This is a genomic window from Paraburkholderia sp. A3BS-1L (assembly GCF_051125215.1).
Lineage (GTDB): Bacteria > Pseudomonadota > Gammaproteobacteria > Burkholderiales > Burkholderiaceae > Paraburkholderia.
This window is the reverse complement of sequence record NZ_CP120442.1, coordinates 1,292,965-1,319,219: the sequence shown is the minus strand read 5'-3', so window position 1 is coordinate 1,319,219 and position 26,255 is coordinate 1,292,965. Positions and strand designations below refer to the sequence as shown.

The 26,255-nt window shown below is 63.6% G+C and carries 22 protein-coding genes, 1 tRNA gene and 1 riboswitch; of the genes, 9 read left to right on the top strand and 14 right to left on the bottom strand.

Going from position 1 to position 26,255, the window contains the following annotated elements; genetic code table 11:
* Nucleotides 1-139: 139 nt before the first annotated feature.
* From P5W99_RS05970 to P5W99_RS05950, 5 genes are all read left to right on the top strand, one after another.
* The gene (locus P5W99_RS05970; RefSeq protein WP_421023665.1) at nucleotides 140-547 is read left to right on the top strand and encodes a GreA/GreB family elongation factor; all 408 of its coding nucleotides are present in this window, start codon (nucleotides 140-142) and stop codon (nucleotides 545-547) included.
* 83 nt (nucleotides 548-630) lie between these two features.
* Nucleotides 631-770, top strand: a riboswitch (TPP riboswitch).
* 96 nt (nucleotides 771-866) lie between these two features.
* The gene (gene thiC, locus P5W99_RS05965; protein WP_421023664.1) at nucleotides 867-2,798 is read left to right on the top strand and encodes a phosphomethylpyrimidine synthase ThiC; all 1,932 of its coding nucleotides are present in this window, start codon (nucleotides 867-869) and stop codon (nucleotides 2,796-2,798) included.
* A gap of 172 nt (nucleotides 2,799-2,970) precedes the next feature.
* Entirely contained in the window at nucleotides 2,971-3,192 is a 222-nt protein-coding gene (locus tag P5W99_RS05960) for a glycine zipper 2TM domain-containing protein (RefSeq protein WP_421023663.1), read from the top strand.
* A 406-nt stretch (nucleotides 3,193-3,598) separates the two neighbouring features.
* Complete coding sequence (locus P5W99_RS05955) at nucleotides 3,599-3,976, top strand: hypothetical protein (RefSeq protein ID WP_421023662.1); 378 nt, start codon at nucleotides 3,599-3,601, stop codon at nucleotides 3,974-3,976.
* A 237-nt stretch (nucleotides 3,977-4,213) separates the two neighbouring features.
* Nucleotides 4,214-5,815, top strand: coding sequence for an L-lactate permease (locus P5W99_RS05950; RefSeq protein WP_421023661.1), 1,602 nt, complete (start codon nucleotides 4,214-4,216; stop codon nucleotides 5,813-5,815).
* Nucleotides 5,816-5,925: 110 nt separating this feature from the next.
* Here P5W99_RS05950 and bamC read toward each other — a convergent pair whose 3' ends face one another.
* Entirely contained in the window at nucleotides 5,926-7,161 is a 1,236-nt protein-coding gene (gene bamC / locus P5W99_RS05945) for an outer membrane protein assembly factor BamC (protein ID WP_421079332.1), read from the bottom strand.
* 390 nt (nucleotides 7,162-7,551) lie between these two features.
* Between bamC and P5W99_RS05940 the strand changes: the two genes are divergently transcribed.
* Nucleotides 7,552-8,043, top strand: coding sequence for a DUF2844 domain-containing protein (locus tag P5W99_RS05940; RefSeq protein ID WP_421079331.1), 492 nt, complete (start codon nucleotides 7,552-7,554; stop codon nucleotides 8,041-8,043).
* Nucleotides 8,040-9,374 (top strand): DUF3443 domain-containing protein, encoded by a 1,335-nt coding sequence (locus P5W99_RS05935; RefSeq protein WP_421023658.1) that lies wholly within the window; start codon nucleotides 8,040-8,042, stop codon nucleotides 9,372-9,374. Before P5W99_RS05940 ends, P5W99_RS05935 begins: the two co-directional genes overlap by 4 nt.
* Nucleotides 9,375-9,396: 22 nt before the next feature.
* Here P5W99_RS05935 and P5W99_RS05930 read toward each other — a convergent pair whose 3' ends face one another.
* Nucleotides 9,397-10,056 (bottom strand): hypothetical protein, encoded by a 660-nt coding sequence (locus P5W99_RS05930; protein WP_421023657.1) that lies wholly within the window; start codon nucleotides 10,054-10,056, stop codon nucleotides 9,397-9,399.
* A 170-nt stretch (nucleotides 10,057-10,226) separates the two neighbouring features.
* Between P5W99_RS05930 and P5W99_RS05925 the strand changes: the two genes are divergently transcribed.
* Nucleotides 10,227-12,008 (top strand): VRR-NUC domain-containing protein, encoded by a 1,782-nt coding sequence (locus P5W99_RS05925; protein WP_434662194.1) that lies wholly within the window; start codon nucleotides 10,227-10,229, stop codon nucleotides 12,006-12,008.
* The gene (locus P5W99_RS05920) at nucleotides 12,005-14,296 is read left to right on the top strand and encodes an ATP-dependent DNA helicase (RefSeq protein ID WP_434662192.1); all 2,292 of its coding nucleotides are present in this window, start codon (nucleotides 12,005-12,007) and stop codon (nucleotides 14,294-14,296) included. The genes P5W99_RS05925 and P5W99_RS05920 overlap by 4 nt, the downstream gene beginning before the upstream one ends.
* A gap of 167 nt (nucleotides 14,297-14,463) precedes the next feature.
* Here the strand turns inward: P5W99_RS05920 and P5W99_RS05915 are convergent, their stop codons facing one another.
* From P5W99_RS05915 to thrS, 12 genes are all read right to left on the bottom strand, one after another.
* Nucleotides 14,464-15,324, bottom strand: coding sequence for a 3-hydroxybutyryl-CoA dehydrogenase (locus tag P5W99_RS05915; protein WP_421023654.1), 861 nt, complete (start codon nucleotides 15,322-15,324; stop codon nucleotides 14,464-14,466).
* Nucleotides 15,325-15,496: 172 nt separating this feature from the next.
* Complete coding sequence (locus P5W99_RS05910; RefSeq protein WP_421023653.1) at nucleotides 15,497-16,030, bottom strand: acyloxyacyl hydrolase; 534 nt, start codon at nucleotides 16,028-16,030, stop codon at nucleotides 15,497-15,499.
* A gap of 576 nt (nucleotides 16,031-16,606) precedes the next feature.
* Nucleotides 16,607-17,548 (bottom strand): DMT family transporter, encoded by a 942-nt coding sequence (locus P5W99_RS05905; RefSeq protein WP_434662191.1) that lies wholly within the window; start codon nucleotides 17,546-17,548, stop codon nucleotides 16,607-16,609.
* Between the two features lie 332 nt (nucleotides 17,549-17,880).
* Nucleotides 17,881-17,957 (bottom strand) — tRNA-Pro (locus P5W99_RS05900).
* Nucleotides 17,958-18,038: 81 nt separating this feature from the next.
* Nucleotides 18,039-18,437 (bottom strand): MerR family transcriptional regulator, encoded by a 399-nt coding sequence (locus P5W99_RS05895; protein ID WP_421043997.1) that lies wholly within the window; start codon nucleotides 18,435-18,437, stop codon nucleotides 18,039-18,041.
* Nucleotides 18,438-18,582: 145 nt separating this feature from the next.
* The gene (locus tag P5W99_RS05890; RefSeq protein WP_035530944.1) at nucleotides 18,583-18,993 is read right to left on the bottom strand and encodes an integration host factor subunit alpha; all 411 of its coding nucleotides are present in this window, start codon (nucleotides 18,991-18,993) and stop codon (nucleotides 18,583-18,585) included.
* A gap of 90 nt (nucleotides 18,994-19,083) precedes the next feature.
* The gene (gene pheT, locus P5W99_RS05885; protein WP_434662189.1) at nucleotides 19,084-21,537 is read right to left on the bottom strand and encodes a phenylalanine--tRNA ligase subunit beta; all 2,454 of its coding nucleotides are present in this window, start codon (nucleotides 21,535-21,537) and stop codon (nucleotides 19,084-19,086) included.
* A 118-nt stretch (nucleotides 21,538-21,655) separates the two neighbouring features.
* The gene (gene pheS / locus P5W99_RS05880) at nucleotides 21,656-22,669 is read right to left on the bottom strand and encodes a phenylalanine--tRNA ligase subunit alpha (RefSeq protein ID WP_213296418.1); all 1,014 of its coding nucleotides are present in this window, start codon (nucleotides 22,667-22,669) and stop codon (nucleotides 21,656-21,658) included.
* Nucleotides 22,670-22,823: 154 nt separating this feature from the next.
* Nucleotides 22,824-23,183 carry a 50S ribosomal protein L20 gene (gene rplT / locus P5W99_RS05875; protein ID WP_007585475.1) on the bottom strand — a complete coding sequence of 120 codons (360 nt, stop codon included), beginning with the start codon at nucleotides 23,181-23,183 and terminating at the stop codon, nucleotides 22,824-22,826.
* Between the two features lie 30 nt (nucleotides 23,184-23,213).
* Nucleotides 23,214-23,411 (bottom strand): 50S ribosomal protein L35, encoded by a 198-nt coding sequence (rpmI, locus tag P5W99_RS05870; RefSeq protein WP_035530936.1) that lies wholly within the window; start codon nucleotides 23,409-23,411, stop codon nucleotides 23,214-23,216.
* 330 nt (nucleotides 23,412-23,741) lie between these two features.
* Nucleotides 23,742-24,263, bottom strand: a complete 522-nt coding sequence (infC, locus tag P5W99_RS05865) for a translation initiation factor IF-3 (protein ID WP_421025197.1) — start codon at nucleotides 24,261-24,263, stop codon at nucleotides 23,742-23,744.
* A gap of 49 nt (nucleotides 24,264-24,312) precedes the next feature.
* Nucleotides 24,313-26,220, bottom strand: a complete 1,908-nt coding sequence (thrS, locus tag P5W99_RS05860; RefSeq protein ID WP_421023649.1) for a threonine--tRNA ligase — start codon at nucleotides 26,218-26,220, stop codon at nucleotides 24,313-24,315.
* Nucleotides 26,221-26,255 lie beyond the last annotated feature (35 nt).

The window sequence follows — 26,255 nt, the reverse complement described above, 5'->3', positions numbered from 1 at the left end:
GACACCTCCCCGGCTCCCAGGCCCCGCTCGCCGCCGCCCGGCGTCCATACTGAACCACCCTCCGCTTTCCGGAGCCGTTCGGTCGGGCTCCGGGCCGATCCCTCACTTTTTTCAATCCCGGATCGTAAGGAGAACCACCATGTCGAAGAAAATCCGCTATCTGACCGAGCTCGATCTCGCTCGCCTCGAAAAATGCGCCGCCGAGCCCGGTGCGGCCGCTGCACGCCAACCCATGCTCGACGACCTGCTCGAGCGCGCGGAGATCGTCGACTCGCGCAAGGTCGCCGCCAATGTCGTCACCATGAACTCGCAGGTCACGCTCGTGAACGAACGCACGGGCGAGGAAGTCACGTTTACCGTGGTCTACCCGGTGAGCGCCAACCTCGACGCCGGACGCCTGAACGTTTTTTCGCCCGCGGGCCTCGCGCTGCTGGGCGCGAAGCGCGGCGAGTCCGTGCGCTTCACGCCGCCGAGCGGTGCCGTCGAGACGTTCAAGATCGACCGCGTCCTGTTTCAGCCTGAAGCCGCAGACGATTTCACGCTGTAAGCAACGCGCGCCCGCGCTTGGCCTGGCACATTTCACATGCCGAAGCACTTGCCAGATCGTCGCAGCACGGTGTATCGTTTGGCCTGCTTACGCGGGGGTCCTGCGTCATGCGCCGCTTCGAATCGTTCACACGAATGTTCAAGCCGCGTATTGCGTGGGTGAGAAATACCCTTTGAACCTGATCTGGATAATGCCAGCGCAGGGAAGCGTCCGGACTTCGCAACGCAAACGCCTCACCTCATCACAGCGAAGTCCGTCCACGTTCCGTCTCATCTCCTGCTAAGCCGCTGTTCCCACATAGCTTTGCATGGAGAGAGGCATGAACGCCAACCCGAAATTCGTTTCCGCCAACGCGCACGTCGACGAAGCTGCAATCGCGCCGCTGCCCAATTCCCGCAAGATTTACGTAACCGGCTCGCAGCCCGACATTCGCGTGCCGATGCGCGAAATCACGCAATCGGACACGCCCACGGGCTTTGGCGGCGAAAAGAATCCGCCGATCTACGTCTATGACACTTCGGGCCCGTACACCGACCCCGAAGCGAAGATCGACATCCGCGCGGGCCTGCCCGCACTGCGTCAAGGCTGGATCGAAAAGCGCGGAGACACCGAAGCGCTGCCCGGCCTCTCCTCCGAATACGGCCGCGAGCGCGCCGCCGATTCGGCCACGGCCGAACTGCGCTTCCCGGGCCTGCACCGCACGCCGCGCCGCGCGAAGGCCGGCAAGAACGTCACGCAGATGCACTATGCGCGCCAGGGCATCATCACACCCGAGATGGAATTCATCGCCATCCGCGAAAACCAGCGCCGCGCCGAGTATCTGGAAAGCCTCAAGACGAGCGGCCCGAACGGCGCGAAGCTGGCCGCGATGATGGGCCGCCAGCACCCGGGCCAGGCATTCGGCGCGGCTGCCTTCGGCGCCAACGCCCTGCAGGAAATCACGCCCGAATTCGTGCGCGAGGAAATCGCGCGCGGCCGCGCAATCATCCCTGCGAACATCAATCACCCGGAAAGCGAGCCGATGATCATCGGCCGTAACTTCCTCGTGAAGATCAACGCGAACATCGGCAATTCGGCGGTCACGTCTTCGATCGGCGAGGAAGTGGACAAGATGACGTGGGCGATCCGCTGGGGCGGCGACACGGTCATGGATCTCTCGACCGGCAAGCACATTCACGAAACACGCGAGTGGATCATCCGCAACTCGCCGGTGCCGATCGGCACCGTGCCGATCTATCAGGCGCTCGAGAAGGTCAACGGCAAGGCCGAGGACCTCACGTGGGAAATGTTCCGCGACACGCTGATCGAGCAGGCCGAACAGGGCGTCGACTACTTCACGATTCACGCGGGCGTGCGCCTGCAGTACGTGCCGCTCACCGCCAACCGCATGACGGGCATTGTTTCGCGCGGCGGTTCGATCATGGCCAAGTGGTGCCTCGCGCATCACAAGGAATCCTTCATTTATGAGCATTTCGAAGAGATCTGCGAAATCATGAAGGCCTATGACGTGAGCTTCTCGCTCGGCGATGGCCTGCGTCCCGGCTCGATCTACGACGCCAACGACGAAGCGCAGCTCGGCGAGCTCAAGACACTCGGCGAGCTCACGCAGATCGCGTGGAAGCACGACGTGCAGGTGATGATCGAAGGTCCCGGCCACGTGCCGATGCAGCTCATCAAGGAGAACATGGATCTGCAGCTCGACTGGTGCAAGGAAGCGCCGTTCTACACGCTCGGGCCGCTCACCACCGACATCGCGCCGGGCTACGACCACATCACCTCGGGCATTGGCGCCGCGATGATCGGCTGGTTCGGCACGGCGATGCTCTGCTACGTCACGCCGAAGGAACACCTCGGCTTGCCGAACAAGGACGACGTGAAGGAAGGCATCATCACGTACAAGCTTGCGGCGCACGCAGCCGATCTCGCGAAGGGTCATCCGGGTGCGCAAGTGCGCGACAACGCGCTGTCGAAGGCGCGTTTCGAGTTCCGCTGGGAAGACCAGTTCAACATCGGCCTCGATCCGGACAAGGCACGCGAGTTCCACGACGAAACGCTGCCGAAGGATTCCGCGAAGGTCGCGCACTTCTGCTCGATGTGCGGTCCGCACTTCTGCTCGATGAAGATCACCCAGGACGTGCGCGACTTCGCGGCAAAACAGGGCATGACCGACGACGAGGCCCTGAAAAAGGGCATGGAAGTGAAGGCCGTCGAGTTCATCAAGCAAGGCGCGGAGATTTATCAGCGCCAGTAAGGCACGCAAGACGGTATGCTGCGCGCCGCGAAACAATTTCTAACGATTCCGACAACTCGTTGACAAGCGCATACACCCGGATACGGGAGGCGCTTCTACGATAAATGCATTGGAAGCGCATCAGGCACTAAACCGCCTGGTGCGCCTCGCCCGATACAACCGGAGTCGAAAAATGAAAACACTTGCACGCGCACGCACTCTCCTCACTGTGACAACGCTCGTTGCCGTAGTCGGCAGCCTCTCGGCTTGCGACAACATGTCGAGGCGCGACCGCGACACCGCAATCGGCGCGGGTGTCGGCGGCGTCGCGGGCGCGGCCATTGGCGGCAGTGCGCTCTCCACGATCGGCGGTGCTGCGGTAGGCGGCATCATCGGCAATCAGGTGGGCAAGTAAGGGCCACGTCTGCCCTGCCTGACACAGCGAAAAACTCACGACATAACAACAGGCAATTAGCCGGCAATCCGGGTTGCACATGCCGGCTTCAGAGAGGATACGCGGCGCATGTCTCGCAAGAGCATGCGCCGCGTTTGCATTTGGCCGCGACTATGCATGCGTGTGTTTGGGCATGCAGTCATGCAAGCACGCGAAAGATGCGGTGATTCAAGTGCAACACAGGGTGGCGGCGAGGAGCGTAAGCTCGATCGATCAGGTTCCGGGTGCCCAACGCACTTACTGCCGGCCGAGTAAGGAGTCCGCCATGAATCGCCCCTTAGCCGCCCTTGCCTCGCCTTGCAGCGCCTCGATGCGCCAATCCTCGTTGGAGCGCCCGTGGGCGCGCGGCGCGCTCAGGCGGAGCTCGATGCTCGCTGCAACGGCCGTCCTGCTCGCGCTTTCCGGCTGCTACTACTATTACCCATACGGCTATTCGCCGTACTACTACGGCACCGTGCCCGCCTCGAGCACGCAGCATGAAAACGCGGTCTTGCAGACCAATCCGCAAGCGAATCTGCCTGCCAACCCCGCACCCGCGGCCGTCCCCGATACACAGTATCCCGGGCCGCTGTATCCCTCCCCGCCCGTTGCTATCGCGGTGCCGGCCTGGCCGCTCTATTCCTCTTATCCGGCTTATCCGGCTTACCCCCCGTATTACCCCTATCCCGCGTGGGGATGGGGGGCGCCCGCCATCTCCTTTGGCTTTGGCTACTGGAGCGGTGGGGGCGGCCACTGGCATCACTAAGCGCCAGCCAGCGCCACGCGCGCCGCACGACCGTACTTTCCCTCCCTTGACGCTCCCGAACCATTTTCTATGCTGCTATTGGGTATCGGGTACTGAAGCACGGCCTTACTGAATTCCCCTCCCCATGGCGGCGCGCGGGTCTACCGCGCGCCGCGCGCACTGCCGACGCCACGCCCGGCACACCTTTGCGCCCGCACGCATCGATGCGCCGATACCAATCAGCATAAAGGAAACGTCATGTTCCACCAGCTGTTGACTCCCATCGGCAACTCGCTCTTCCTGTCGTTCATCGTGGCGGTGCTGCCGATCGCCGTGGTGCTCGTCCTGTTGGGCTGGGCGCGCCGGCCCGCGTGGCAGGCTTCGCTCGCGGGCCTCGTCGTGGGCCTCGTCGTCGCGATCGCGGGCTGGCAGTTCCCGGTCAATCTCGCTATCAGTTCGGTGCTCAACGGCGTGGTTTTCGCGCTGTGGCCGGTCATGTGGATCGTCGTCACGGCCATCCTGCTTTACAACATTGCGGTGCGCTCGGGGCGCTTCTCGGCGTTTCGCATGTGGCTGCTCGACAATCTGCCCAACGACCGGCGCATCGTGCTCGTGGTGGTGGGCTTCTCGTTCGGCGCGTTGTTCGAAGGCATCTCGGGTTTCGGCACCCCCGTCGCGATCACCAGTTCGCTATTGATCATGCTCGGCTTCCCGGCGCTCGAAGCACTCACCTTCACGCTGATCTTCAACACGGCGCCGGTGGCGTTCGGTGCGCTTGGCGTGCCGATCACGGTGCTCGGCGCGGTCACCCACCTGCCCGCCGACGCGCTCGGGCAAATGGTCGGCCGCCAGTTGCCGTTCTTCGCGGTGTCGCTGCCGTTCTATGTAATCGCCATCTACGCGGGCGTGGGCGGCATGCTGCGCATCTGGCCGGTGCTGCTGGTCTCGGGCGGCAGCTTCGCGCTCACGCAGTTCGTCACGGCGAACTACATCAACTACAGCCTGACCGATGTGCTCTCCTCGCTCGTCTCGCTAATCCTCACGATCCTGTTTCTGCGCGTGTGGAAACCCGCGCCCGACGCGCGCTTCGAGATCAAGGTCGACCGCGCCAAGGAAGTGCGCGGCGACGTCTCGGGCACGCAGGGATGGTATCCATGGATCATCGTGGCGGTGGTCGTGATTCTCTGGACGATCGCCAAGGTGTTCGCGATCGGCGACCTCAAGGTGCACTGGCCGGGTCTCGACAAGGCCGTCTACATCACGCTGTACAAGACGCCGTATGGCGCGATCTGGGACTTCCAGCCGCTCGGCACGGGCACCGCGATCCTGGTTGCGGCCATCATCACGGCGCTGGTCGTGCGGCTCAAGCCCGCCGACTTCGGCGCCGCGATCGTCGACACCTGGGTACAAACGCGCATCGCCATCCTGACCGTTGCCACCATCGTCGGGCTGGCGTTTTTGATGAACTACTCGGGCCTGACTTATACGCTGGGTCTCGGCGTGGCCTCGGTGGGCGCGTTCTTCCCGCTCGTCTCGGCGTTCCTCGGCTGGGTGGCCGTGTTCCTCTCGGGCAGCGACACCTCGGGCAACGCGCTATTCGGCAATCTTCAGGTGGTGGCCGCGCACCAGCTCAATCTGGACCCCGTGCTCATGGCGGCGACCAATTCGTCGGGCGGCGTCATGGGCAAGATGATCTCGCCGCAAAATATCGCAACGGGCGTGGCAACCACCGACCTCAAAGGGCAGGAAGGCTACGTGTTCGCGAAAACCTTCAAGCACTCGATCCTCCTGACGGTGCTGCTCGGCATTCTCGTGTGGCTGCAGCAAAACGTGTTCACATGGATGATTCCTCCGCATTGAAGACGGCGTGCAGCGTGAATGGAAAAACCGCCTGCGAATCGAGGAATTCGCAGGCGGTTTTTTTGATTGTCCCGGGGCGGCGTGGGCGACGCCCCTGCATTCGAGAATGCTTACTGCAGTTGCTCGACCACGAGACTCATGATCTCGCGAGCCGGCCGCGACGAGTCGACCTGCCCGTTGTCGTCGACGACCGACACGCGGGTCTGGTTCTCGGTCACGGCGCGCACATTGAGCTTGTACTGCTTCGCGACCTTGTCCTTGTGGCCGTGGAAGAGCTGGCTCCAGAAGCCCTGCTCCGCCGAGCTCAGATCCTGCGGATCCACGTAGCGCAGATAGTAGATACCCTTCGTGCGGTCGCGGTCGTCCACCGTGAAGTTCGAGCGGTCGAGCGCGACGCCCACACGCAGCCATGCGCGGTCGTACGGCTCGGCGAGCGTGAGTTCGGTCGACGTGTACTGGCCCCCTGCGGCGTTCGCCGCCGACGCATCGGACGGTGCACTCTGCCCCGCGACAGCAGCGTTCTGCGCCGCGACGGCGGCAGCGGCCGCGTCGGCACCCTTGGCCGGCGTCTTGCCGTTGGCATTCGCTTTCGCGTCGGCCTCGGCGGAGATCTGCGCGTCGGGCACGCCGGGCTTGGCGCGCGCGAGCGTCACCATGAGCCGCTTGAGGTACTCCGTTTCGAGCGCCGGATCGTTGGGCTTCGGCACCCAGTGGGTGGTTTCGTTGTTGGTGCCGGTCAGCTGCTCGCTCAGGCCCTTCTGGCTGATGAAGATGTACGTGCCGCCGGTGGGCGACGTTTCGAGGCGCGTGCGGTACTTGTTGCGCTCGGCCGTGACGTACGAATTGCCCGTGGCCCACGACAGCGTGTTGCGAATGAGGCCGTCGTTGATCTTCGGATGGGTTTCGTTCCAGTCGGTTTCCATCACGCCCTTGTCGCGCTGGTCGACCACCAGCAGGAAGCCCTGCTCCTGCCAGAAGCGGCGCACCTGCGGCCAGACCTGGTCGGGCGTGCGGCTGTCGATGACGAGCCAGCTTTCGGTGCCGTCACGCTGAATGTGCATGCCAGGCACCTGCGGGAGCACCTGGGTCTGGTCGGACACGGGCGCCGCGGCCTGAACCTGCTTGAGCGCGGACAGCGAGGTTTCGCCGCCTTGCGGAGGCAGCGAGCGCTGGTCGCCTGTTTCGTCGAGCAGGTTCGGCGGCACGGCCAGCGACGCCTGCTTCGCCTTCGCATCGCTGCGGTAATCGATCTTGCCGGGCGTCGGCGAACTGCAACCGGCGACCAGCCCGCCCGCCATCAGGAGCGCGAGCGCGCGTGCGGCAAGACGTTGGTGAAAATCACTCATGTTCGGGTAATCCCTTCGGCTAGGCCACGGGCTAGTTTCCGTGGATCAACCAGCCATTTTACCGGTGAGACGCCGCGCTGTGCAAAAACCGGGCGGCGACAGCACTGCACGGCATGCCTCAGCCCGTCAGACCGGCGCTCCAGACGCTGAATGACGGACCCCGCAGCCCGCTTTTACCCGATCTATGTAACGTTCATCAACATTCCATAAGCCACTCTCCACACCTGCGAATCGAGAAAATTTCTTTTTCTATCAATGCACTAAGGACGCAGACGCGGGGCCGCCAGTTTTGCGCCTCTCGACATTTGAAGTTCGCCGATCTTGCAGAAGCGGCCCGATGTTAATTTCCCCGAGAAAAAGAGATAAGCGCAAAGAACAACATACGGAGAGTTGACGAAAACTTACAGCTGCTTGCAGGCGGGCCGCGCTGCGGCCTTCGCCTGCCTCTTCTCGTGCCTCGCGGCCGGTGCCGCGCCAGCCCACGCAGCACTCGGCGACACAGTCCCGCCCGAGGCGCCACCAGCCTCCGCGCCCGCTAACGGCCTGACGCTCGCAGGCGGCGCAGCGCGCGTGACGCGCTACGTCGACACGGGCGGCACGCACTTCAACGCGTACATCGCCACCCATAGCGGCCAGATCTTCGCCTACACGTGGCAAGGCCCCACCCCGCCGGACCTCGATGCGCTGCTTGGCCGCTACGCCGCCGACTGGCACAGCGGCGCCGCCGCGCTCCATGCCGCCGGACGCGCCGGCCTGCACGCTGCACGCGTCGATACGCCCACGGTCGTCGTCGAATCCGGCGGCCACATGCGCAGCTATATCGGCCGTGCGTGGCTGCCCGCGGCATTGCCTGCGGGCGTCACGGAAGGGGACCTGCAATGAGCACGCCGGCCCGACGCGTTTCGCCCACGGGGGAGCGTGCAGGCGCGCGCTCCAGCGTACTCGCAGGCCTCCTCGCCGCAGTGCTCTCGGCAGTGCTCTCGGCCTGCGGGGGAAGCGGCAACACCGGCGTAGTAAGCGGCACGACGCCCGCCAGCACGCCCGCTGCCGCCAGTGCGCCGTCGAGTGCGAGTTCGCCGTCTGCGACCAGTCCGGACACATCCAGTACGACCGGCACCGTACCGCAATCGACCACGCCGAATGTCCTCGCGGTCAGTGTCGCAGCCACGCCTGAAGCCGCACGCAACATGCTCATGGCGAGCGTGACGGTATGCGTGCCGGGCACGACGACCTGCGCAACCGTCGATAACGTGCAGGTCGACACCGGCTCGCAAGGCCTGCGCCTGCTCGCCTACGCGCTGCCCGCCGGATTCGCCCTGCCCGCCGTCAATGCGGGCGCCAGTTCGTCACCCGCTGGTGAATGCGCGGCCTTCGGCACCGGCTATACGTGGGGCGCCGTGCGCAGCGCCGACGTGCGGCTCGCGGGTGAAGTCGCCCCTTCATTGCCGATCCAGGTGATCGCTGACCCATCCGTGCCAACCACGCCGAGTTACTGCCAGGGCTTCGGGTTCGCGATGATCAACTCCACCGCGCTGCGCTCGAACGGCATCCTCGGCGTCGGGACGTTCAATGCCGACTGTGGCGCAGCCTGTGTCAATCAGCCCAATCGTTCGTGGTACTACGCATGCCCTTCCGGCAACTGCACGGCGAGCGCGCAGCCACTCGCGCAGCAGGTGCGCAACCCCGTCGCGTCGTTGGCCACCGACAACAACGGCGTCGTGATCGATCTGCCCGCGGTGCCCGATACGGGCCAGAGCGCGGTGAGCGGATCCCTGATCTTCGGCATCGGCTCGCAACCGAACAATGCGCTCGGCAGCGCTACCGTGCTGCGCGCGAATACAGTTACGGGCTACGTGACGACCACAACCTCGGACGGTTCGATCTATCCGCTCAGCTATCTGGACAGCGGATCGAACGGCTTCTTCTTCGCGAACTCCGCCCTCACGCGCTGCGGCGTGTGGTACTGCCCGAGCACGCCACAAAGCATCGGCGCATCGATCAAGGGAACGGACGGCATCAGCGCACCGGCCTCGGTTTCGGTCGCGAACGCGCAAACGCTCCTCGCCAGCAGCAACTGGGCGTTCAACGACCTTGCAGGCTACAACGGCAATATGTTCGGCTGGGGATTGCCGTTTTTCTTCGGGCGGCGCATCTATACGGCAATCGAAGCTCAGGTGACGCCGGCGGGAACGGGGCCGTATTTCGCGTTCTGAGTGGCGCGCGCAAGCGCGCGGGTCACTCGTCGTCGACGTCCGGTGCGGGTGTGGTCCGGGCGAGCGCGCCCGGAGAAAGCCAGCGGAACGACGTGAGGCTGCCCGTCTTGTCGTAGGTGCACTCGGCAGCGGTGGACGGGCGCGGGGCCTTGTGCAAACCGAGCTTCACGGCAAGCGCCGCGATCGGCGTGGTGGGCTTGCTCTCCGCGACTGAAGCCGCGAGTGGGTCCGCAACAGGGGCGGACGCCGCGGAGACCCCGGAAGCCGCCGACATCATGGACGCAGCCGGCGGCGCCGACGCGCCACGCGCAGTCGCTGCGCCAGTCGACGTTGAAGTTGCAGTCGAGGTCGGCATGGAACTGGCCGAAACGCTCGCCGCACTCGCATCGGAGGCGCTTGCTGCCGCACCCACGGGCGCGCCCGCCAGAGCGGCGGCGGCCGATGCGCTGAGCCCGCCCGATGCCGGCAATGCGCCGCGATCGAGCAGCCCCTCGACCACGACGCGTTTGCCGCGATACGCCACGGCGGTATGCGTGACGGACAGTGCGCCCAGCGAAGCGCTGGCGAGCCGGGTGCGCATTTCCCGCGCGCACTCACTGGGATTCTGGTACTGCGCGACGCATCCCGCGAGCAGAGTGGCCCCGGCGGCGAGGCCGACGAGGCAAGCTTTCCGTTTGTTCATCGCTCTTGTTGCGCTTCTCGCGCGGTTCGGTTTTCAGGCTGCGGCAATTGTAGCGTACAGGCCGCAAGGACCCGAGGCGCACCGGACTTTGGCGCCGCTGCCGCGACCGGGGGCTCGCGGGCCGCGCCGGCCTGCTATCATCACTGCTGTATATTCATACAGTGCCGCGCGTGCTTCCCGACTCCCCCGATCCGTTCTATTACCTCGCGAACTTCGAGCGCGCGCTCGCCTCGCTCGATGCGCGCTGCGCCGACTTGTTCGACACAGCCGAGCGGCGCTTCATGCAAAGCTTCGGCGCTCTGCCGCGCGGCTCGCGCGCGCTGTTCGTACGCATGCTGATGCGCAAGGGCCCGAATTTTCGCGCAAGCAAACTCGACTACGCCGAGATTGGCTGCCCGCGCGCCGCGGCCGCTCCCCTCGCCGATGCCGGCTGGCTGGACAGTGCGCCCGTGCTTGCGTTCGATGCCCTCGCGGCACTCGTCACCAAAGCCGAGTTGCAGGCGCTCAGCGCGCGCCTGCTGGCCGATGCCGTTGCGCCCGGCGCGCGCGCCACGCGTGCCGAAACGCTCGAAGCCCTGCAAGCCGCTGCGCCCGAGGCGCGCGGTTGGTCAGCGTGGTTTCCGGGCTCGGCCGATACCGTCTTCCATTTGGCCGCCGCGCCGCTGTGCGAACGACTGAGGCTGATGTTCTTCGGCAATCTGCGGCAAGACTGGTCCGAGTTCGTGCTCGCCGATCTGGGCGTCTATCGCTACGAGTACGTCCCGCTCGACAGCGCGTCGCGCGCGTTCCGGCAGCGCGCCGACATCGACGCCTGGCTCGCGCTGCGAGACTGCCGCGAAACCTTCGATCTCGCGCCCGACGCCGCAAGCGCCGTCAACGCCGTGAGCGCGGCGCTCGATACGCTCGACATGCTCGCGCCGCACACCCGGTCCAACGACTGGCTGCGCTCGCGTCACGACCGGGTGCGCCACGCAGCGGGTCAGGCTGCAGAGCGGCTGGGCGAACCGGCGCTCGCCTGGCGCGCCTATGTCGACTGCGGCCATCCCGAGTCGCGCTACCGGCGCGTGCGCGTGCTCGAGCAGTTAGGTCGCCGCGACGACGCCCTCGCGCTCGCGCAGGCGATTGCCGGCGCGCCCGCGAACGAGGAGGAAGCACAACGCGCGACACGCACGCTCGCGCGCCTCGCGCGGCGGCGCAGCACGAGCGCGATACCAGCGGCGACACAAGCAGCAACACAGGCAGCGACGCGGGCAGAAATCGCGGCAACTCGCGTAATCGAAGCCAGCGATGCGCCGACGTTCACCAGCGCCGAACTCACGCTGCCCGCCGCCTGCGCGGGCCTGCGCGTGGAGGAAGCCGCGCGCCGGACGCTCGAGTGCGCGGACGCACCGGTCTTCTACGTCGAGAACACGCTCATCAACGGCCTGTTTGGCCTGCTCTGCTGGCCCGCGCTTTTCGCAGCGCTGCCGGGCGCATTCTTCCATCCGTTCCAGCGCGGCCCCGCCGATCTGCACGCCGCCGACTTCGTCCAGCGGCGCGCCGGGCTCTTTGCCGCCTGCCTCGCCGAACTCGAAAGCGGCACGTACCGCGCGACCATCGAGCAGCGTTTTGACGAGAAGCACGGCATCCAGTCGCCTTACGTCGCATGGCCCGCGCTCGACGCCGCGCTCCTCACGCTCGCGCTCAACTGCTTTCCCGCTGCCCATCTGCGGCTATGGTTCGAGCGGCTCCTGCGCGAACCCGCCGCGAACCGCTCGGGCCTGCCAGACCTCGTGCGTTTCTGGCCCCGCGAGCGACGCTACGAACTGATCGAAGTGAAAGGCCCCGGCGACCGGCTGCAGGACAATCAGCGCCGCTGGCTCGCGTATTGCGCCGCGCACGGCCTGCCCGTGACCGTGCTACAAGTGCGCTGGGCGGCGCAGGCCAGCACGAACGCTGCGTCAATGCCATGAGCTACACCGTCGCGGTCCGTACGCTCTGTGAGTTCACCGCAAAACGCGGCGATCTCGATTTGCGCTTCACACCCTCGCCCGATGCAAGCGAAGGCCGCGCCGGCCATGCTGCGATCGCCGCGCGCCGGCCCGCCGGCTACGAAACCGAAGTCGCGCTCACCGGCGTATTCGGCACGCTCACCGTGCGCGGCCGCGCCGACGGTTACGATCCAGCACTCCAACGGCTCGAAGAATTCAAGACCTATCGCGGCGATCTGGATGCGATGCGCGAGAACCAGCGTGTGCTTCATTGGGCACAGTTGCGCGTCTACGGCGCGCTGATGTGCGAAAAGCTCGGCCTCGACGCGCTCCAACTCGCGCTCGTCTACTACGAGATTGGCTCGGGACGTGAGACGGCACTCGTCGAGCACGCGAGCGCACAGCTATTGCGCGCGGAATTCGAATCGCAGTGCGCGCGCTTCATCGCGTGGGCGGAACAGGAAAGCGCGCATCGCGCGGCGCGCGACGGTGCGCTCGCGGCATTGCGCCTGCCGCATGCTGCGTTCCGCGAAGGCCAGCGCGATCTCGCCGAGGCCGTATGGCGCGCCGCGACGCAAGGCCGCTGCCTGCTCGTGGAGGCGCCGACCGGCATCGGCAAGACCATCGGCACGCTGTTCCCGCAGTTGAAGGCCTGCGCGCGCGCCGGTATCGACAAGGTGCTGTTCCTGAGCGCCAAAAGCTCGGGACGTCAACTCGCCATCGCTGCGCTCAACACGCTTGCCGATGCGCAGGCCGATGGCAAAGCCGGCGCGGGCAGCAGCACGACCGCGCTGCCGCTGCGCGTTTTGGAACTGGTCGCGCGCGAGAAGGCCTGCGAGCACCCCGACCTCGCCTGCCACGGACAATCGTGCCCGCTTGCGCGTGGCTTCTACGACCGCCTGCCCGCCGCGCGCGCCGCCGCCCTCGAGCGCGTGCGGCTCGAGCGCGCGACACTGCGCGAAGTCGCGCGCGAGCACGAGGTGTGTCCGTACTACCTCGGCCAGGAGCTGGCGCGCTGGAGCGACGTGATCGTCGGCGACTACAACTACTACTTCGATGTGAGCGCCATGCTGTTCATGCTCGGTGCGCACAATCAGTGGCGCATGAGCGTGCTCGTCGACGAAGCACACAACCTGCCTGAACGCGCCCGCGCGATGTATTCCGCCGAGATCATGCAGACTCGCATGGACGCCGTGCGACGCGCCGCGAGCGCCCCGGTGAAGCGCGCATTGACGCGTCTCGCGCGCCACTGGAACGCGCAAACCGCCATGCAGCCGCAGGCCTGGCGCGCGAGCGAAACGCTGCCCGAAGGTTTCGTCGCCGCGCTCGGCGATGTGATTGCCGCGATTGGCGACCAGCTTGCTCAACCGGCGCTCATGCGCGACGCCGAACTCGAACGCTTCTATTTCGACGCGCTGCACTTCGTGCGCATGGCCGAGCGCTTCGACGCGCAATCGATCTTCGACGTCACGCCGCTGCGCGCACGGGAAGCGAAGCGTCCGCGCTCGACGCTCTGCATCCGCAACATCGTGCCGGCGGGCGCGCTGCGCGCGCGCATGGCGGCGGCCCACAGCGTGACGCTTTTCTCCGCCACGCTCGCGCCCACGCACTACTACACCGACATGCTCGGCTTGCCGGAAAACACCGTGAACGTCAAGATCGGCACGCCATTTCGCACCGAGCAACTCGAGGTGCGGATCGCACGCGATATCTCGACGCGCTACAAGGACCGGGAGCGCTCGCTCGACATACTGGTCGCGCGCATCGCCGCGCAATATGCTGCGCGGCCCGGCAATTACCTGTGCTTCTTCAGCAGCTACGATTATCTTCAGCTTGCCGCCGATACCTTCGTCGCGCGGCATCCACATGTGAGCACATGGATGCAGTCGCGCACGATGGACGAAACCCAGCAACAGGCTTTCGTCGCGCGCTTCGTGGAAGGCGGCTGCGGGATCGGCTTTGCGGTGCTCGGCGGCGCTTTCGGCGAGGGCATCGACTTGCCGGGCACGCGCCTGATCGGCACCTTCATTGCGACGCTCGGCATGCCGCAGGTAAATCCCGTCAACGAGACGATGCGCGAGCGCATGGAAACGCTCTACGGCGCCGGGTTCGACTACACCTATCTGATTCCCGGATTGCGCAAGGTCGTACAGGCCGCGGGCCGCGTGATTCGCACCGAACGCGACAACGGCGTCGTGCATTTGCTCGACGACCGCTTCGCGCGGCCCGACGTGCGTGCATTGCTGCCGGCATGGTGGCAGCTTGGCTGAATGCCATTGATTAGCATGTCGAAACATTCGGATGCGATCCTCCCCACGTGAATTTGCATGACCCAGACGCCTTGCGCAGTGGACTCGAACTCACAGTCGCAACCGAATAGCGGGGTCATGCAGTACACGGTCGGCCTGCACGCCTGACCCCTAATGCTCCGCAATCCTCAGGATGTCTTGTCGTACTGGTACACGCCCCGACCGGTCTTGCGGCCGAGCTGCCCTGCCGCCACCATCTCGCGCAAAAGCGGGCACGCACGATACTTCGAATCGCCGAAGTCCTTCAGGAACACATCCATCACGGAGAGGCACACGTCGAGGCCGATCAGGTCCGCGAGCGCCAGCGGCCCAATCGGATGATTCGCGCCCAACTTCATGCCGGCGTCGATTTCTTCGGCACTCGCAACGCCTTCGGCGAGCACGAAGAATGCCTCGTTGATCATGGGCACGAGAATGCGGTTCACGACGAAACCCGGCGCGTTCTTGACCGCGATGGGCGTCTTGTCCAGACGCTGTGCGAGATCGCGCACCGCGTCGAGCACGGCCGGGCGCGTCTGCAGGCCGCGAATGACCTCGACGAGCGGCATCATCGGCACGGGATTGAAGAAGTGCATGCCGATGAAACGCGCTGGATCGGCAAGCGTCGTCGCGAGCGCCGTGATCGAAATAGATGAGGTGTTCGAGGCGATGATCGCGTCGGGACGCGCAGCGGCTTCGATCTGCTTGAGAATGCGCGTCTTGAGCTCGGCGTTTTCCGTGGCTGCTTCGATCACGAGATCGGCGCTGCCAAGGCGCTGGTAGTCGGTGCTGGTCTCGATGCGCGCGAGGGCTGCATCGCGCACGGCCGCATCGAGCTTGCCCTTCGAAACGAGCCGATCGAGGCTGTGCGTGAGCGTCGCCACACCTTTGGAGAGCGCCGCCTCCGTCACGTCGATCATCACTGCCTTGAGACCCGCCACGGCCACCGCCTGCGCGATGCCATTGCCCATGGTGCCCGCGCCCACGATCCCAACCGTTTCGATTGCCATGCCTGCTCCTCACTCACTGGTCTGCGACGCCGGTGCATCGCCGATGGAAAAAACCGGCCATGCGGTGCGCGTGATGCACCGCATCATGACTCGACAGTGTAAGGCTTATGAAGACAGGCTGAAACCGGTGCGTCGGGGGTTAAACCATCCCCCCTCCCCGGACACGTCTGGCTCAAAAGTTGTACTGCACGTAGATCTGGCTGAAGTTCAGACCAGGGTTAGGCGTCTTGATGTCCGCGTTGGAGACATGTTGAAAGCGAATGCCAGCCTGAAAGTTCTGGTGCTCGCCGAACTGCGCACCCACCCCCACCAGGTCCGCGAACTGGAATGCCGTCGACATGGTACGGTCGCCCGTGAGCTGTACGTGCGAAAGCAGGCGCACGCCTACGCCGGCCTCGAAGAACGGCCGGAACCAGCCGCTGTCCTTGATGATGCGAAACACCGGCGTCACGCCGAATTCCCAGATGTTCGGATGCGAGGCGCCGTCTTCGGTGAGATCCCAGTACGCGACGTGCCCCTCGCCCACCACCGTGAAATGAAAACCCGCGAAATGCCACCATTGAAGCCCTGGATCCCAGACCAGGCCCAGGTCGAGCTTCTTCACTCCATAGCTCGCGACGCCGGCTCCAAACTGAACGCCGAATTGGTCAGCATGCGCACCTGCCGCTCCACAGGCCAACAGCGCCGCGCATGCCCCACGTGCCATCCGAAGCGGCCACTCTGATCTTTTTTCTGTCATGAATATCCCTGGAAACGAACGACATTTCACGACGCGATATTTAAGCTCGATGTTCCCCTTTGGCGCGCTCATCTGCGGTCATCTGCGAATTCTTCTCGCAGTGTGCATCCAGTGTAATAGCGACCTCTACTTTCTGCTTGTGACCAGGCGCACCTCGCTTGAACGCCCTGACTCAAGGCTTTCACTACGATATGCAATACCTTGCAATCAAATCGAATGACGCATTATTCGGCAGGTTTTACTTTACAAGAAAGTATCGACCTTATCGCTTTTACCTGAAGCGATCGGACCAAAGCGAACCTGCTGGCATTCACTGAACTTTCAGCGAAGCGGATTAGTGCGCCCGTGCGTTCGATCACGTGAATCTGAAGAACCGCATCCAGACAAATCACACAGGCGCACAAACGCCACGCACTGGTGTCGTTCATCAAGCGTGGCGATGCGCAAAAAATGGGAGGAAAAACGGCAGCGCGAGACGTCGCGTTGCACGACGGCTTATCGTTGCGTACGCAACTAGGTCAATTGACGTATCGCCAGGAGCGCTTACTGTTGTTTGGCGCCCGCGCCTTCCCTGCGCGCCCCCATGCCCGGAAGCCGCTTGATAAAGCCAGTCGCAAGCGACGTGCCCACGAGGATCGCAGCACAGGCCTCGATCATGCCCACCGACACATGCTCATCAAGAAACAGCGCACCCCAGAGGATGCCGAACACCGGGATCACGAACGTCACGGTAATCGTGCGCGCCGGGCCAATGGCGGCAATCAGGCGGAAGAACAGCAGATAGGCAACTCCCGTGCACGCGACGCCCAGGCAGAGCGCCGCGCCCCACGCATGCAAGGAAACCGCGGCATGCGGCCAGGTGGCGAGTGCGAAAGGCGCCAGCACGATGGTGGCGGCCGTCATGGTGCCAGCAGCCACGGTGAGCGGATCGACGCCGGTCAGATGACGCTTCGTGAAACTCGCCGCGACGCCGTAAAGCGCCGCGGCACAAAGCGCAGCGCCGGCGGCGAGCACGGTGGCCGATGTGCCCGCGCCATCGCCGGCGCGCGTGGCGATCTGATCCCAGACCAGCGCGAGCACCCCTGCAAAGCCAATCGCTAGGCCCGCGTTGCGCAAGCCGCTCAGCCGGTCCTTGAGCCACAAATACGCGACCACGGCGCCAAACAACGGCGTAGTCGCGTTGATCACCGAAGTCACGCCTGCGGAGAGCGTGAGCTCAGCCCACGCGAAGAGGCAGAACGGCGCGGCCGAATTGAGAATGCCGACCACGAAGAGCGGCCACGCGCGCTCGCGCAATGCGCCAAGCGCCTCGCGAGGCGAGCGCCGCGAAAACAGCACGATCAGCAGAAACAGCGCGCCAATGCCAACGCGCAGCGCCATCAGCGGCGCCACGCCCAGATCGGTCACGCCGACGCGAATAAAGAGAAATGACCCGCCCCACAGGGCGGCGAGAAAGACGAGCTGAGCAAGTTCGAGCGGATTCATGGTCGACAGTGCGCGTACGAAAGGGACAACACCGGCAGTCAAGCGCTAATCGTAATGGGCGTGGCACAACCCTCATAGCGAATGATTCTCATCGATATGTGAGAAAAATTAGCACCGATTGTTGCGCACTTATTCCTGACCGGTGGCGGCCAACGCTTTGAATTGAAGGGCTTACGTAGACCGGCGGACCGTGCCGGGTTTCAGGCGGGCTTAGGCGTGAGAGCCCACGCAGGAACACAACGAGGCGGGTTCGCGTGTGATCGCGCCGAGCCACATTTCTGGCGCAAAAGAAAAAGGCCTTACGATTTTCACCGTAAGGCCTTTTTGACTTCTGGTCGGGGCGAGAGGATTTGAACCTCCGACCACCTGCACCCCATGCAGGTACGCTACCAGGCTGCGCTACGCCCCGAGAGCTAGAAAGTATAACAGAGCGCTTCTCTAATTAGAACCACCTAAATCGCAATTCGCTACAAAGATTGCCGAAGGGTCTTCACTGACCGAGCAGATCGATCACATGCAGCAATTCCTTGCGCAGTTGATCGACGTCGACCAGCGCCATATTGCCCTGCGCAACGCTCTCCTCACCCGCCTCGCCCGGCGCGGCCTCTTCCACCACCGCGCCCGACGAATCGAGGCGATTGCGCGCGCCGTTGATCGTGAATCCCTGCTCGTAAAGCAACTCGCGAATGCGCCGGATCAGCAGGACTTCGTGGTGCTGATAGTAGCGGCGGTTGCCGCGCCGCTTGACAGGCCTCAACTGCGTGAACTCCTGCTCCCAATACCGCAGCACATGGGGCTTCACACCGCACAACTCGCTCACTTCGCCGATCGTGAAGTAGCGCTTGGCGGGGATGGGAGGCAAGACGACCTTTTCGATTGTCGATGTCATCGCCGGGTTGCCGTCGTGGTGGTTGCGCAAATGTGGCGTCGCCGCCGGTCAGTGGTTTCCAGTCACGCCCGCTGCACGATCTGTCACGTGCGGCCCGTGCGAGCGTGCGCGGGTTCTCCCCGCGCATGATGCCTTGATCGGTGGATCAGCGCGAAAAGCTAGCCTCGGCGCCGCTCTCGACCAGTGCCTTGAGCTTCTGGCTCGCATGGAACGTCACCACGCGTCGCGCAGCAATGGGAATCGCCTCTCCGGTCTTCGGATTGCGGCCCGGCCGTTGCGGCTTGTCGCGCAACTGGAAATTGCCGAAGCCTGAGAGCTTCACGCTGTCACCGCCTTCGAGCGCGTCGCGAATCACTTCGAAGAACGCTTCGACCATATCCTTGGCCTCGCGCTTGTTGAGCCCGACGTTGTCGAACAGCAGCTCGGCGAGCTCGGCTTTGGTCAGCGTGGGCGTGTCGTTCGTGGCGCTTGCCGACGAGGCAGGAATGTCGCGAATCATGGCGCTACGCTGTGCCGCAAGAAGGGCTTCGAAATCACTCGAGTTCATTTCGTTCATCTATCTATGAAATGGCGCGCTTCCGGTTGGCAGGGTGACTGCAACCTCGCAAACCGGAAGTCGATGTCGGCAGGAGATGAGCCGTAGAGCTTATCCGCGCAACCGGGCGCCAAACACTCGAGCCAGGCGATCCACCAGGGACTTGATGGCCGCATCGACCGTTTCGTCCTGAAGGGTTCCGCCAGTATCTTGCAGGGTCACCCGGAAGGCAAGGCTTTTCTCGTCCGCGCCAAGTCCGGAAGTATTTGATTTTGCACGAAATTCATCGAACAACGCAACCCTCTGGACAATCTTGCAGGGCTCGTCTTGCAGACCCTTCTGGAACTCGTCGAGCAGTGCCTGCACTTCGATCTTTTGATCGACGACAAGTGCGATGTCGCGTCGAACCGGCGGAAATTTCGAGACTTCCGACGGCGCGGGCAGTTCGCGCGCCATCAGCGCGTCCGCTTCGACTTCGAACAACATCGGCGCATGAGGCAGGTCATACTTCTGCATCCAGCGCGGATGCAGTTCGCCAATCCAGCCCACCGCGCGGCCATCGACTTCGATGCGCGCGCTACGACCCGGATGCAGCGCCGGGTGCTCCGCCTTCACGAAACGCGGCGCTTTTGCCGCACCCAGCGGCGCAAACAGCGCTTCGAGATCGCCCTTCACGTCGAAGTAATCGACGCCGCGCGTGGGCGCGCCCCACTGCTCTTCGAGCGCGGGACCATAGGCGAGCGCGCCAATCATCTTCGGCTGCGCGAAACCTTCCACCGCCATCTCGCCGGCCTTGATCGACGGATCGTGCAGGAACACGCGGCCTGCCTCGAACACGCGCACGCGATCTGCGCGGCGGTTGAGGTTATGGCGCAGCACATTGATGAGGCTGCCGAACAGCGTCGTGCGCATGACCGAAAGCTGGCTCGCGATCGGGTTCAGCAGCTTTACGGGATTCGCGTTGCCCGCGAAATCCTGCTCCCACTCGGCATCGACGAAGCTGAAGTTGATCGTTTCGGCGTAATCGCGCGCCGCGAGTGCGTGACGAATCGCGTGAACCGAGCGGCGCGTTTCGTTCGTTGCACGCATCTCGCTGCGTGCGACAGGCGGGTTCGCGGGAATCTTCTCGAAGCCGTAAATGCGCGCGACTTCTTCGATCAAGTCTTCCTCGATCTCGATGTCGAAGCGATACGGCGGCGGCATCACGCTGAACGTCTCGTCGCCATTCTCCGCACTGCGTTCGAACGCAAGGCCGAGACGCGTGAAGATTTGTGCGATTTCATCAGCACCAATCTTCACGCCGACGATGCGGTTCGCACGCGCGACGCGCATCTTCACCGGCGCGCGCTTGGGCACGTTCACGGTCTGGTCGTCGACCGGGCCGGCTTCGCCGCCGCAAATGTCGAGGATCAATTGCGTGATGCGCTCGATGTGCTCGACAGTCGTGGACCAGTCCACGCCGCGCTCGAAGCGGTGGCCCGCATCGGTCGAGAAGTTGTAGCGGCGCGAGCGGCCACGAATGCTGTCCGGCCACCAGAACGCGGCTTCGAGGTAAATGTTCTTCGTGTCTAGCGAGACGGCGGTGCTGTCGCCGCCCATGATGCCCGCGAGGCTTTCGATCTCGCGCTCGTCGGCGATCACGCCCACGGTTTCATCGACTTCGACGGTGCTGCCGTTGAGCAGCTTGAGCTGTTCGCCCTTCTTGCCCCAGCGCACCTCCATCGAACCGTGGATCTTGTCGAGATCGAACACGTGCGACGGGCGGCCCAGTTCGAGCATGACGTAGTTCGAAATATCGACGAGGGCCGAGATGCTGCGCTGGCCCGAGCGCTCGAGGCGCTCGACCATCCACGCGGGCGTCTTCGCGTGCGCGTTCACGCCGCGAATCAGGCGGCCCGAGAAACGGCCGCACAGGTTCGGCGCCGAGATCTTCACGGGCAACGTTTCGTTGAGCTTGACGTCGACCTTCGGGAACACGGGCGCTTGCAGCGGCGCACCGGTGATCGCGGCGGTTTCGCGCGCGATGCCGTACACCGAAAGGCAATCGGCCTTGTTCGGCGTGAGCTTGATTTCGAAAATGGTGTCGTCGAGATTGAGCGTCTCGCGGATGTCCTGACCGATGGGCGTGTCTTCGGGCAGGATCATGAGGCCGCTGTGGTCTTCCGAGAGCTTCAGTTCGCGCGCCGAGCACAACATGCCCTGGCTTTCCACCCCGCGCAGCTTCGAGAGCTTGATCGCAAAGGGCTTGCCGCCCTCTTCCGCGGGCGGCAGCTCCGCGCCCACGAGCGCCACCGGCACCTTGATGCCGGGCGCCACATTGGGTGCGCCGCAGACGATCTGCAGCGTCGCGCCGGTGCCGGCATCGACCTGCGTGACGTTGAGTTTGTCCGCGTCCGGGTGCTTGACGACTTCGATCACGCGGCCCACGACGATCTTCGCAGTGGGCGGCGCGGCCGGACGCAGGCCTTCGACTTCGAGGCCGGCCATGGTCAGCGCATGGGCCAGTTCATCGGTCGTGAGCTTCGGATCGACAAAGCTTCTCAGCCAGGATTCGGGGAATAGCATTTCGTTTTACGTTCCAGACAGATTGAGACCGTCGCGTAGCGTTTTCTCGCGCACTGCCCTAAGGCTTGTGGTGCTGCGTGCGCTTCGCGAACCGCGGATGCCGTGCCTAGCCTCAGGCTCAGGCGAACTGGCGCAGGAAGCGCAGGTCGCCTTCGAAGAACAGACGCAGATCCTGTACGCCATAACGCAGCATCGTGAGGCGTTCGAGCCCGCTGCCGAACGCAAAGCCGATATAGCGCTCCGGGTCGAGGCCCATGTTGCGGATCACGGTCGGATGCACCTGGCCCGAGCCCGAGATTTCGAGCCACTTGCCGGCGTTCTTGCCCTGCTCGAACATCATGTCGATTTCGGCGGACGGCTCCGTGAACGGGAAGTACGACGGGCGGAAACGCACCTGGATGTCGTCGCGCTCGAAGAACTTCTTCAGGAAGTCCGTATAGACGCCCTTGAGGTCCGCAAAGCTGATGTTCTCTTCGATCCACAGGCCTTCGACCTGGTTGAACATCGGCGAGTGGGTGGCGTCGCTGTCCACGCGATAAGTACGGCCCGGCACGATCACCTTGATGGGCGGCGTGTGCGTGCGCGCGTAGCGCACCTGCATCGGGCTCGTGTGGGTGCGCAGCAAGAGCGGACGGCCTTCGGCATCCTTGCCGTCCACATAGAAGGTGTCCTGCATCGAACGCGCCGGATGGTTTTCCGGGCTGTTGAGCGAGGTGAAGTTGTACCAGTCGGTTTCGATCTCGGGGCCGTCGGCCACGTCGAAGCCGATCGAGCCGAAGATCTGCTCGACGCGCTCCCACGTCTGCATCACCGGATGCAGGCTGCCCGTGCCGGCGCCACGGCCCGGTAGCGTGACGTCGATCGCCTCGGCGGCGAGACGCTGGTTCAGCAGCGCGTCGGCAAGCGCCTGGCGGCGCGCGTTGAGCGCGGCCTCGACCTGCTGCTTGACGGCGTTGATGCGCGCACCTTCGGTCTTGCGCGTTTCCGGGTCGAGCTTGCCGAGGCCCTTGAGCAGTTCGGTCAGCGCGCCCGATTTACCGAGAAAACGCGCTTTTTCATTTTCAAGCGTGTTGACGTCGGAGGCGGAGGCAAAGGCGCGTTGCGCGTCGGCGACAATCTGGTCCAGATCCATTGATCCCATCTTTTCAGCGTCAGTGTTTGAGACTTGAGCGGCGCAGGAAGCGCTTCGCCAACAAAAACGGGGCTCGGTGAGGAGCCCCGTTTTTGTTGCAGCATCACCGAGACAACCGGAATGTCTGCTGCAACGAACCTGCGCAATACCTTGCTTAGGCAGCGACGGCGGCCTTCACCTGCTTGACGATCGCAGCAAATGCAGCCTTGTCGAACACAGCCATGTCAGCCAGGACCTTGCGGTCGAGTTCGATCGAAGCCTTCTTCAGGCCGTTGATGAACACGCTGTAGGTCATGTCGTGCTGACGCACCGCCGCGTTGATACGCGTGATCCACAGTGCGCGGAACACACGCTTCTTGTTGCGGCGATCGCGGTAGGCGTACTGGCCTGCGCGCATGACCGCCTGCTTGGCGATGCGATAGACGTTATTGCGGCGGCCGCGGTAACCCTTGGCCAGCTTGATGATTTTCTTGTGACGGGCCCGTGCGGTAACCCCACGTTTGACTCGAGGCATGAGTAGCTCCTATGAGTTGTCGGTTGAGGATTACGCGAACGGCATCATTGCGCGAACGGACTTCACATCAGACTCGTGAACGGCCGTTGCACCACGCAGATGACGCTTATTCTTGGTGGTCTTCTTGGTCAGGATGTGACGCTTGAAGGCTTGACCGCGCTTGACGGTACCACCCGGACGAACCACGAAGCGCTTTGCAGCGCTCTTCTTGGTCTTCATCTTGGGCATGACAAAAACTCCATTTATTTGATGGACATGGGTGTGCGGCTGGCTCCCACGCCCGGTTTTCAAAAACCGCGCGCTTCGCCCTCAAACCGCCCTTCGAAACCCACTCCACTTGTTTTGGCAGCTGGCCGGCTTTTAAAAAACAAGCTTGCCGCCGCTTTCAGGAAAAACGCCCGTTTGCCGCACATTGACGTGCGGCGCGCGGGCGCCGTTCCGGAACCTGCTTGCCGTTTCCCCACGCATTTTACTGCACTCACCGCGTGGAAAACGTCTGACAAAACTACCGTGGCCGTCGCGCATGGAACAACAGAACAACAACGCGCGGCGCGCCAATTACTTCTTCTTCTTGGGCGAAAGCACCATGATCATCTGGCGCCCTTCCATCTTCGGCATCTGCTCGACCTGACCGACTTCTTCGAGATCGGTGCGCAGGCGCTCAAGCATGCGCATGCCGATTTCCTGGTGGGCCATTTCGCGGCCCCGGAAACGCAACGTGATCTTCGTCTTGTCGCCATCTTCAAGGAAGCGGACGAGATTGCGCAGCTTGACGTTGTAATCGCCGTCGTCGGTACCCGGACGGAATTTGACTTCCTTGACCTGGATGACCTTCTGCTTGAGCTTGGCCTCGTGTTGCTTCTTCGCCTCCTGGTACTTGAACTTGCCGTAGTCCATCAGGCGGCACACGGGGGGCACGGCCTGCGGGGCGATTTCAACCAGATCGACGTCCTGTTGTTCCGACATGCGGAACGCATCAGCCAGCTTTACGATGCCGAGCGGCTCGTTGTCGATGCCAACGAGACGCACCTCGGGTGCCGAGATTTCACCGTTGATGCGATGCGACTTATCCGTAGCGATGTTACGTTTCCTCTAAAAATTAAAAAAACGAGCCGCGCTGCCAGGTGGCTTACTTGAACGTCTTGACATCCTGCGCCAGACGCTCAGCGAACGCGTCGACCGGCATGACACCCAGATCGACGCCGCCACGGGCACGCACGGCTACCGTTTGTGCTTCACGCTCTTTGTCGCCGACAACCAGCAGGTACGGGACCTTCTCAAGCGTGTGCTCGCGTATTTTATAGCTAATTTTCTCGTTGCGCAAATCGGCCTGCACTCTAACCCCTTGTTTTTGCAACGATTGGGCTAGATTTGTCGCGTATTCGGCCTGACTTTCGGCGATATTCATCACAACAGCCTGCACCGGAGCGAGCCAGGACGGCATCGCGCCCGCATGGTGCTCGATCAAAATCCCGAGGAAACGCTCCATCGAACCGAGAATTGCACGGTGCAGCATGATCGGACGGCGGCGGCTGTTGTCCTCGGACACGTACTCGGCGCCCAAGCGCTCCGGCAGCACCATGTCGAGCTGCAGCGTGCCGCACTGCCACGAGCGGCCAAGCGCGTCCTTGATGTGGTACTCGACCTTCGGACCATAGAACGCACCCTCGCCCGGCAGCTCCTCCCATTGCAGGCCACAAGCCGTGAGCGCCTCGCGCAGACCCTGCTCGGCGCGATCCCACGTCTCATCCGTTCCCGCGCGCGAATCCGGGCGCAGCGAGAGCTTGATGTCGATGTGATCGAACCCGAAATCCTTGTAGACGCTCATCGCGAGCGTGTTGAAGGCGATCGACTCGCTGATGATCTGGTCTTCGGTACAGAAGATGTGTGCGTCGTCCTGAACGAAGCCGCGCACGCGCATCAGACCATGGAGCGCACCCGACGCCTCATTGCGGTGGCACGAGCCGAATTCCGCATAGCGCAGCGGCAGGTCGCGATACGAACGCAGGCCGTGGTTGAACACCTGGACGTGACCCGGACAGTTCATCGGCTTGATGGCGTAGTCGCGCTTCTCCGACTCCGTCGTGAACATGTTTTCACGATAGTTCTGCCAGTGGCCCGACGCCTCCCAAAGCGAGCGGTCCATGATCATCGGCGTCTTGATTTCGTCGTAGCCAGCCTCGCGCAGGCGGCCGCGCATGTACTGCTCGACCTGTTGCCAGAGCGTCCAGCCCTTCGGATGCCAGAACACCATGCCCGGCGACTCGTCCTGCATGTGGAACAGGTCGAGCTGCTTGCCGAGCTTGCGGTGGTCGCGCTTCTCCGCCTCTTCGAGCATGTGCAGGTACTGGTCCTGGTCTTCCTTCTTCGTCCAGGCCGTGCCGTAGATGCGCTGCAATTGCTCGTTCTTTGCATCGCCACGCCAGTAGGCCCCCGCGACCTTCATGAGCTTGAAGACCTTGAGCTTGCCCGTGGACGGCACGTGCGGGCCGCGGCACAGGTCGGTGAAGCCGCCGTGCGCGTAGAGCTTGATGTCCTCGCTGCCGGGAATCGATTCGATGATTTCGGCCTTGTACTTCTCGCCGATGCTCTTGAAGTAATCGACCGCCTCGCCGCGCGAGACGACACGGCGCGTGACCGGCTCGTCCTTCTTCGCGAGCTCCTGCATGCGCTTTTCGATCTTTTCGAGATCTTCGGGCGTGAAGGGACGGTTGTAGGCGAAGTCGTAGTAGAAGCCATTGTCGATGACCGGCCCGATCGTGACCTGCGCTTCCGGATAGAGCTCCTTCACCGCATAGGCGAGCAAGTGCGCCGTGGAGTGACGGATGATGTCGAGCCCGTCGGCGTCCTTCTCCGTGACGATGGCAAGCGACGCGTCGCGATCGATCAGCGTCGACGTGTCGACCAGCTCGCCGTCGAGCTTGCCGCCGAGCGCCGCCTTGGCGAGGCCGGGGCCAATCGAAGCCGCCACTTCGGCGACCGTGACGGGATGATCGTACTGTCGAACCGAGCCATCGGGCAGACGTATCGCAACCATGTTTTTCTCCAGAAGTGCCGTGGAGGCACATCGTA

Bases quoted from the DNA above. Each gene is read 5' to 3' on its own strand.
- P5W99_RS05895 (WP_421043997.1), bottom strand. From the start codon at position 18,437: ATGACATCGACAATCGAAAAGGTCGTCTTGCCTCCCATCCCCGCCAAG.
- P5W99_RS05910 (WP_421023653.1), bottom strand. From the start codon at position 16,030: ATGGCACGTGGGGCATGCGCGGCGCTGTTGGCCTGTGGAGCGGCAGGT.
- P5W99_RS05935 (WP_421023658.1), top strand. From the start codon at position 8,040: ATGAGCACGCCGGCCCGACGCGTTTCGCCCACGGGGGAGCGTGCAGGC.
- P5W99_RS05960 (WP_421023663.1), top strand. From the start codon at position 2,971: ATGAAAACACTTGCACGCGCACGCACTCTCCTCACTGTGACAACGCTC.
- P5W99_RS05950 (WP_421023661.1), top strand. From the start codon at position 4,214: ATGTTCCACCAGCTGTTGACTCCCATCGGCAACTCGCTCTTCCTGTCG.
- P5W99_RS05890 (WP_035530944.1), bottom strand. From the start codon at position 18,993: ATGAACGAAATGAACTCGAGTGATTTCGAAGCCCTTCTTGCGGCACAG.
- P5W99_RS05915 (WP_421023654.1), bottom strand. From the start codon at position 15,324: ATGGCAATCGAAACGGTTGGGATCGTGGGCGCGGGCACCATGGGCAAT.
- P5W99_RS05955 (WP_421023662.1), top strand. From the start codon at position 3,599: ATGCTCGCTGCAACGGCCGTCCTGCTCGCGCTTTCCGGCTGCTACTAC.
- thiC (WP_421023664.1), top strand. From the start codon at position 867: ATGAACGCCAACCCGAAATTCGTTTCCGCCAACGCGCACGTCGACGAA.
- pheT (WP_434662189.1), bottom strand. From the start codon at position 21,537: ATGCTATTCCCCGAATCCTGGCTGAGAAGCTTTGTCGATCCGAAGCTC.
- P5W99_RS05930 (WP_421023657.1), bottom strand. From the start codon at position 10,056: ATGAACAAACGGAAAGCTTGCCTCGTCGGCCTCGCCGCCGGGGCCACT.
- pheS (WP_213296418.1), bottom strand. From the start codon at position 22,669: ATGGATCTGGACCAGATTGTCGCCGACGCGCAACGCGCCTTTGCCTCC.
- P5W99_RS05920 (WP_434662192.1), top strand. From the start codon at position 12,005: ATGAGCTACACCGTCGCGGTCCGTACGCTCTGTGAGTTCACCGCAAAA.
- P5W99_RS05905 (WP_434662191.1), bottom strand. From the start codon at position 17,548: ATGAATCCGCTCGAACTTGCTCAGCTCGTCTTTCTCGCCGCCCTGTGG.
- rpmI (WP_035530936.1), bottom strand. From the start codon at position 23,411: ATGCCCAAGATGAAGACCAAGAAGAGCGCTGCAAAGCGCTTCGTGGTT.
- rplT (WP_007585475.1), bottom strand. From the start codon at position 23,183: ATGCCTCGAGTCAAACGTGGGGTTACCGCACGGGCCCGTCACAAGAAA.
- thrS (WP_421023649.1), bottom strand. From the start codon at position 26,220: ATGGTTGCGATACGTCTGCCCGATGGCTCGGTTCGACAGTACGATCAT.
- bamC (WP_421079332.1), bottom strand. From the start codon at position 7,161: ATGAGTGATTTTCACCAACGTCTTGCCGCACGCGCGCTCGCGCTCCTG.
- P5W99_RS05970 (WP_421023665.1), top strand. From the start codon at position 140: ATGTCGAAGAAAATCCGCTATCTGACCGAGCTCGATCTCGCTCGCCTC.